This window comes from Streptomyces anandii JCM 4720 (assembly GCF_014650655.1).
Classification (GTDB): domain Bacteria; phylum Actinomycetota; class Actinomycetes; order Streptomycetales; family Streptomycetaceae; genus Streptomyces; species Streptomyces anandii.
Genome location: NZ_BMVJ01000013.1, coordinates 84,022 through 89,532, shown reverse-complemented (window position 1 = coordinate 89,532; position 5,511 = coordinate 84,022). Strand labels below are relative to the sequence as shown.

8 protein-coding genes are annotated in these 5,511 nt (G+C 74.5%); 2 read left to right on the top strand and 6 right to left on the bottom strand.

What is annotated here, in order from left to right; genetic code table 11:
* The 4 genes from IE249_RS38230 to IE249_RS23085 all read right to left on the bottom strand — a co-directional run.
* The coding region (locus tag IE249_RS38230) for a P-loop NTPase family protein (protein WP_229859114.1) at window positions 1–122 on the bottom strand (122 nt) is incomplete at its 3' end.
* A gap of 9 nt (window positions 123–131) precedes the next feature.
* The gene (selA, locus tag IE249_RS23095) at window positions 132–1,463 is read right to left on the bottom strand and encodes an L-seryl-tRNA(Sec) selenium transferase (RefSeq protein WP_229859075.1); all 1,332 of its coding nucleotides are present in this window, start codon (window positions 1,461–1,463) and stop codon (window positions 132–134) included.
* 156 nt (window positions 1,464–1,619) lie between these two features.
* On the bottom strand, window positions 1,620–2,210 hold the full coding sequence (locus IE249_RS23090) for a hypothetical protein (protein WP_189707446.1): 591 nt from the start codon (window positions 2,208–2,210) through the stop codon (window positions 1,620–1,622).
* A 61-nt stretch (window positions 2,211–2,271) separates the two neighbouring features.
* Window positions 2,272–2,829 carry a hypothetical protein gene (locus IE249_RS23085; protein WP_189707444.1) on the bottom strand — a complete coding sequence of 186 codons (558 nt, stop codon included), beginning with the start codon at window positions 2,827–2,829 and terminating at the stop codon, window positions 2,272–2,274.
* Between the two features lie 362 nt (window positions 2,830–3,191).
* On the opposite strand from IE249_RS23085, the gene IE249_RS23080 reads away from it, so the two are divergent.
* Together IE249_RS23080 and IE249_RS23075 are read left to right on the top strand one after the other, a co-directional pair.
* Window positions 3,192–3,563 carry a hypothetical protein gene (locus IE249_RS23080; RefSeq protein WP_189707650.1) on the top strand — a complete coding sequence of 124 codons (372 nt, stop codon included), beginning with the start codon at window positions 3,192–3,194 and terminating at the stop codon, window positions 3,561–3,563.
* 88 nt (window positions 3,564–3,651) lie between these two features.
* Entirely contained in the window at window positions 3,652–4,278 is a 627-nt protein-coding gene (locus IE249_RS23075; RefSeq protein ID WP_189707442.1) for a hypothetical protein, read from the top strand.
* Window positions 4,279–4,312: 34 nt separating this feature from the next.
* Here the strand turns inward: IE249_RS23075 and IE249_RS23070 are convergent, their stop codons facing one another.
* Together IE249_RS23070 and IE249_RS23065 are read right to left on the bottom strand one after the other, a co-directional pair.
* A complete protein-coding gene (locus tag IE249_RS23070; protein WP_189707440.1) occupies window positions 4,313–4,726 on the bottom strand; it encodes an SRPBCC family protein in 414 nt (137 codons plus the stop codon).
* Between the two features lie 81 nt (window positions 4,727–4,807).
* Window positions 4,808–5,511 (bottom strand): alpha/beta fold hydrolase (locus IE249_RS23065; RefSeq protein WP_229859073.1); only part of this gene is annotated, 704 nt, incomplete at its 5' end.

Sequence of the window (5,511 nt, the reverse complement as noted above, 5' to 3'; positions counted from 1 at the left end):
AGGTCGAGTGTCAGTCCGCGGCGGCGCTCCTCCTCGTAGCGGTCGGGTTCCATCCCGGTCAGGGCCCGTACCAGGGCGGACTTGCCGTGGTCGACGTGGCCGGCGGTGGCCAGCACCCGCATCGCGCCCCCCTATCCTTCCGCGGCCGACCGCACGGCCGCGGCCAGCCGTTCGTCGTCGCCGGCCGGCACCGACCGCAGGTCCAGCAGGCACCGTCCCGACTCCAGGCGCCCCACCACGGGCACGGGGCCGGTGCGCAGCCGGGCGGCGTAGTGCTCGGGCAGGGACAGTGCGGCGCTGGGCAGGGTCACGCCGGGCGCGCCGCCGCCGCCCACCGTGGCCGCCGAGGGCACGGCCCGTACGTCGGCTCCGGCGTCGCTCAGGGCGGCGGCGAGCCGGGCGGCCCGGCGGGTGAGCTCGGCCGGGTCGGCGGCGAGGGCCTCGGCGGTCGGTGTGTCCGGGCCGGTGAGGGTGGCTTCCAGGGCGGCCAGGGTCAGCTTGTCCACGCGCAGGGCGCGGGCCAGCGGGTGCCGGGCCAGCGTCCGTACGAGACCCTCCTCGCCGAGGAGGAGTCCGCACTGGGGGCCGCCGAGCAGCTTGTCCCCGCTCGCGGTCACCAGCGCCGCCCCGGACCTCAACTGGCTGTCGGCGTCAGGCTCTCCGGGCAGCAGCGGATGCGGGGCGAGCAGCCCGGAGCCGATGTCGACGACCACGGGCACGCCCAGCCCGGACAGCTCCCCGACCTCGGCGGCCCGGGTGAAGCCGGTGATGCGGAAGTTGGAGGGGTGCACCTTCAGCACGAACGCCGTCTGCGGGCCGATCGCGTCGGCGTAGTCGGCGGTGCTCGTGCGGTTGGTCGTCCCGACCTCGCGGAGCCGGGCGCCGGTGGAGACCAGCAGGTCCGGCAGCCGGAAGCCGTCCCCGATCTCGACCATCTCGCCCCGGCTGATGACGATCTCCCGGCCGGCGGCCAGCGCGGTCGCGGCGAGCACCAGGGCGGCGGCGCCGTTGTTGACGACGTGCGCCGCGCCGGCCGAGGGCACCCGGTCGCGCAGCGCGCCGAGCGCGGAACGGCCGCGGCGGGCCCGTACCCCCGTCTCGAGGTCCAGCTCGACGTCGGTGGGACCCGCGGCCTCCTGCACGGCCTGCCGGGCCGCCGCCGACAGGGGCGCCCGGCCCAGGTTGGTGTGCAGCAGCACTCCGGTGGCGTTGATCACCGGGCGCAGCCCGCCGGCCGTGCGTGGCAGCAGTGCGACGGCGGTGTCGGCAACATCCTCCGGCGCGACGGCTCCCTCGCGTGCCCGCTGTTGCGCCCGCCGTACGGCGTCCCTGACCGGCCCGGGGCCGAGCCGCGCCGACGCGTCCACCAGGCGGGGGTCGCGCAGTACGGCGTCGGTGCGGGGGACCAGCCGCCGCCGGTCGGCCTCCTGCCCCGCCCACTGCCCCGTGACCCGCTGGTCCACCGCAGCCCCTCCGTCCCGAGCCCGGCCCCGCGGCCCCCTGGCCGTCGAGGCACGCCCCATCGTCTCTCAGCACCCTCCACCCGGTGCACGACACGCCGGGCGCCGCACCGTCTACCCGTGCGGCGCCCGGCGATACGTCCGGGAAGCGGCCGGCGCTCAGGTGCTGAGCAGCCGGTTGAAGAACGAGCGGTAGCGGCGCAGCGCCCTGCGCAGGTCCTCCGTGTCCACCCGCTCCCCCTGGCTCCACTGGCCCTCGAGGTCCTGCTTGTGCCGGGCGAAGGTCGTGGCCAGCGTCCGCATGACGTCGGCGACCAGGCCGTCGGCGGAGTGCACGGCCTCGCGGGGGTCGTCCACGAAGCGGCCCTGGATCTCCTGCCAGCGGTCGCGGAAGCTCTGTTCCTCGTCGGCGGTCAGCAGTGCGGGGGCCGCCCCTTCCTCGGCGGCATCCTGGGTGTGGGTGTCTCCCGGGGCACCGGTGGTGGCGGCCGTTCCGGAGGTGCCTGCCGGGCCGGCGGTGTCCGCGGTTCGGGGGGCGGCTGCCGGGCCGGCGGTGTCCGCGCCGGTGGCGCCGTCCGGGGTCGGCTGCGGGGCGGTCGCCTCCCCCGTGCTCTCTCCCGGGTAGACGGGTGCCGGGGGCCCGGTGGTCTCCTGCCGTACGCCGCTCTGTGCCGGGGCGCCGGGTGGCTGGGCCAGGTCCTCGGTGGACAGGGCGCCGCCCGCGCGGGTCGGTTCCTCGTTGCTGTGCATGGCTTCCTCCCTGCCGGCCGGCCCCTTGGGCGGCCGGCGGTCGGGACGGTGGCGGGCGCGGTCAGGAGGGTGCGTGCTGGGCGCGGCCTCCGTCGGAGAGCAGTTCGTCGAAGAGCGCGCGGTAGTGCACCATCGCGCCCCTGAGCTGCTCGGTCGTGGCCCTGCTGCGGGTGCTGAGCGTCTCGACCTCGTGGGCGGCCCGGTAGTGCTCGAGGGTCCGGCCGTGCCGGACCGAGAGGTCCTCGGCCTGCTGCTCGAAGCCCTCGGTCGGGTAGCCGCGCTCGTGCATCAGCGAGGTGACCAGCCGGTCGGCGTCGTGCACCGCGTCCTCGGGCCGGTCGACGAACTCCTGCTGGACACTGCTCCACTCCTGCGTGTAGCGCTCGCGCGCACCCACGGGCAGCGGCTTGATGTCCAGGGCGTCGTGCCGCTTCTCGCGGGCCCTGAGCTCACGCTCACCGGCCCGGCGGCTGTCGGCGCCCTCCACCGTCCGGTCGTACTCCGGGCCGAAGCGGCCACGGAGGCGACGGCGCCGGGTCAGCAGCGAGGCCGCCACGGCGATCAGGGCGAGTACGACGACGATGGGGATGATGATCGCTAGAAGTGTTCCCGTGGACATGTGACGCACCCCCTTGTGCGTCTGTGCGTCTGCCCGGCAATCCGCCCGTTATGCCCGCTTATAACCCGGTGTTGCCCGGGGCGCCCGCTCGAGATGCCGACCCGCGAAGCGGCGACTAGCGTCTACCAGTGAGAGCCGCAACCGGGGCACGCCCCGTCCGGCGAGGTCTCCACAACGGGGGCCCGTTGCCGCAGCGCTCGCCCGCGGAATGCGACGCGGGCGGCCGGCGGTGTCGGGACCGAGACGTGCTTCTCACATTCAGCGGCGACGCCTGAGACCGCGCCGCACATCTCACCTGGCGGCCGCGGCCATCACTCTCGCGCCGTTCTTCGCGCGAGACGATGGGAAAGAAAGGTATACCCATGCGAGCACAGCGCGTTAAGCGCCTCTTCGCGGTGTCGGCAACCGGCGTTCTGCTGGCCGGTGGCGCGGCGATCGGCGCAGCGGGGACCGCTTCGGCTCACGACTCGAGCCACTACTCCAACAACCACTACAGCTTCAGCCGCGACTGCTCCGACCACAACCGCCACAACGGCGACTGGTGGGACAACTGCGACGACAACGGTGACCACCGCGGCGACTACGGCCACGGCGACCACGGCGACTACGGCCGCGGCGGCGACCACGGCGACCACGGCGACCACGGCGACTACGGCCGCGGCGGTGACCACGGCGGTGGTGACCACGGCGGTGGCGGTGACCACGGCGGTGGCGGCCACGGTGGCGGTCGCTGAAACTGATCCAGCTCACTGAAGCCACGATGTGCGGTCCCGTCAGCGGACCGCACACCGTGGCGTGTTCACGGCCGGATGGGACGGTGTCATGAAACAGCAGCAGGTGGCGACCGAGGCCCCGGCGCGCCCCCCGGCCGGCGGCGCCAGTGTCTTCTACTCCTTCGTCCCGTGGATCGTCTTCGGGGTCGTGGCCAGTCCCAGCACGTGGGAGTACGCCGCGCTGGCGGCGCTCATCGCCGCCGTGGGCCTGTCCGCGAGGGACATCGCCCGGGGCAGGCTCTACATCCTCGACCTGACGGCCATCGTGTTCTTCGCCGTCATCACCGTCCTCGCGCTCGCGCTGGACCGGCACCAGCTCATCTGGCTGGAGACCTACGCCCAGGTGATCTCCAACGCGGCGGTGGCCGTCGTCGCCTTCGCCTCCCTCCTCTTCGACCCGTTCACCGCGCAGTACGCCCGCCAGGTCACCCCGCGCGAGTACTGGCACTCGCCCGTCTTCCGGCACATCAACGTCGTGCTGACCTCGGTGTGGGGCGCGGTGTTCGCGGTGATGGCCGTCTCCACCTGGCTCGCGGTGCGCGCGCCCACCGCGAGCGACTGGCTGAACTGGGTGGTGCCGGTCGTGCTGCTGATCTGGGCGGTCAAGTTCACCGAGCGCTACCCGGACGAGTACCGCGAGCGCGTCACCGGCCGGGTGCCGGACCGGGTCGCCTGACCGGCCGGCCGTCGACCGGCCGGCCGCGTCACGGTCAGCCGGCCGCGTTGTCCACCCGCAGCCGCACCTGCTCCTCCAGCCGCCGCAGGCTGCCGTCGAGGGCGTCGCCGGCGGCCCGCTCGCCGGGGTCGTGGCTGTCCTCGAAGAAGGAGAGGTGGACGGTCACCTCGCTGGCGCCGCTGCCGATCCCGGCGACCTGGAGCCAGCCCGCGTAGCCGCCCTGCTCGCGGGTGCCCCATTCGATGCGCATCTGGTCGCGCTCGGCGCGCATCAGGGCCGAGGTGTCCTCGTCGGTGCGGTCCTCGTGAACCGTGACGGCGGGCGGCTCCTGCGCCCGCACGTGCAGGGCGTCCGGCAGCCACGCGTCGAGCTGGGAGACGTTGGCGGCCTGGTCGAAGACCTGCTCGGGCTGGGCCGGCATGGTGCGTGAACGTTCGTACTCGGCCATCGCTGACACCGCTCCTCGGCTCGGGGGTCGTATCCCCACCGCGTGCCCCTTCCGGCACGGCCCAAAAGCCCGGCGGCCGGGTCAGGCCGTCGTACGGGTGGCCGTGCCGGCGGTCGCACGAGGCGCCGCACCGGCCGCCGCGGCGACCGTCGCAGCGCCCCTCGTGCGGCGCAGGTGGGCGTCGATCAGGGCGAACGTGGCATCCGGCCGCTCGATGTGCGGCAGGTGCCCCGCCTCGGCGACGACCTCGATCCTGCCGTCGCCGAAGGCGGCGGCGTAGGCCGCCCCGTAGGCGGGTGTGACGACACGGTCGCTCGCGCCCCACACCAGCAGGGCGGGGGTGCGGACGCGCCCGAGGCGGCGCAGGAGCTTGGGGTCGTGCATGTAGGGGTCGCCGGCCAGGAGGCGCATGGTGGCCATGTTGGCCCGACGGGCGGCGAGTTGGGTGTCGGAGAGGCCCGCCGGGTCGGCGAGGTGGGCGTCCGGGTCGTGCCAGGAGTGCTCGGCCAGGCCGCGTGGGTCGAGGGTGAAGACGTCGGTCGGCGCCTCTCCCGGCACGTGCACGCCGACCGCGTCGATCAGCACCAGTCCGGTGATGAGTCCGGCGCTGTCGCGCACGGCCATCTCGGCGGCGATCCAGCCGCCGAGCGAGGAACCGACGACCAGGACGTCGTCAAGGCCCCGGTCGGCAAGGAGGTGCAGATAGGCCAGGGCGAGGTCGTCGACGCCGGTGAGCCAGCCGGGGCGGGGCGCGCCGTCCCAGCCGGGGTGCACGGGGGTGAGGG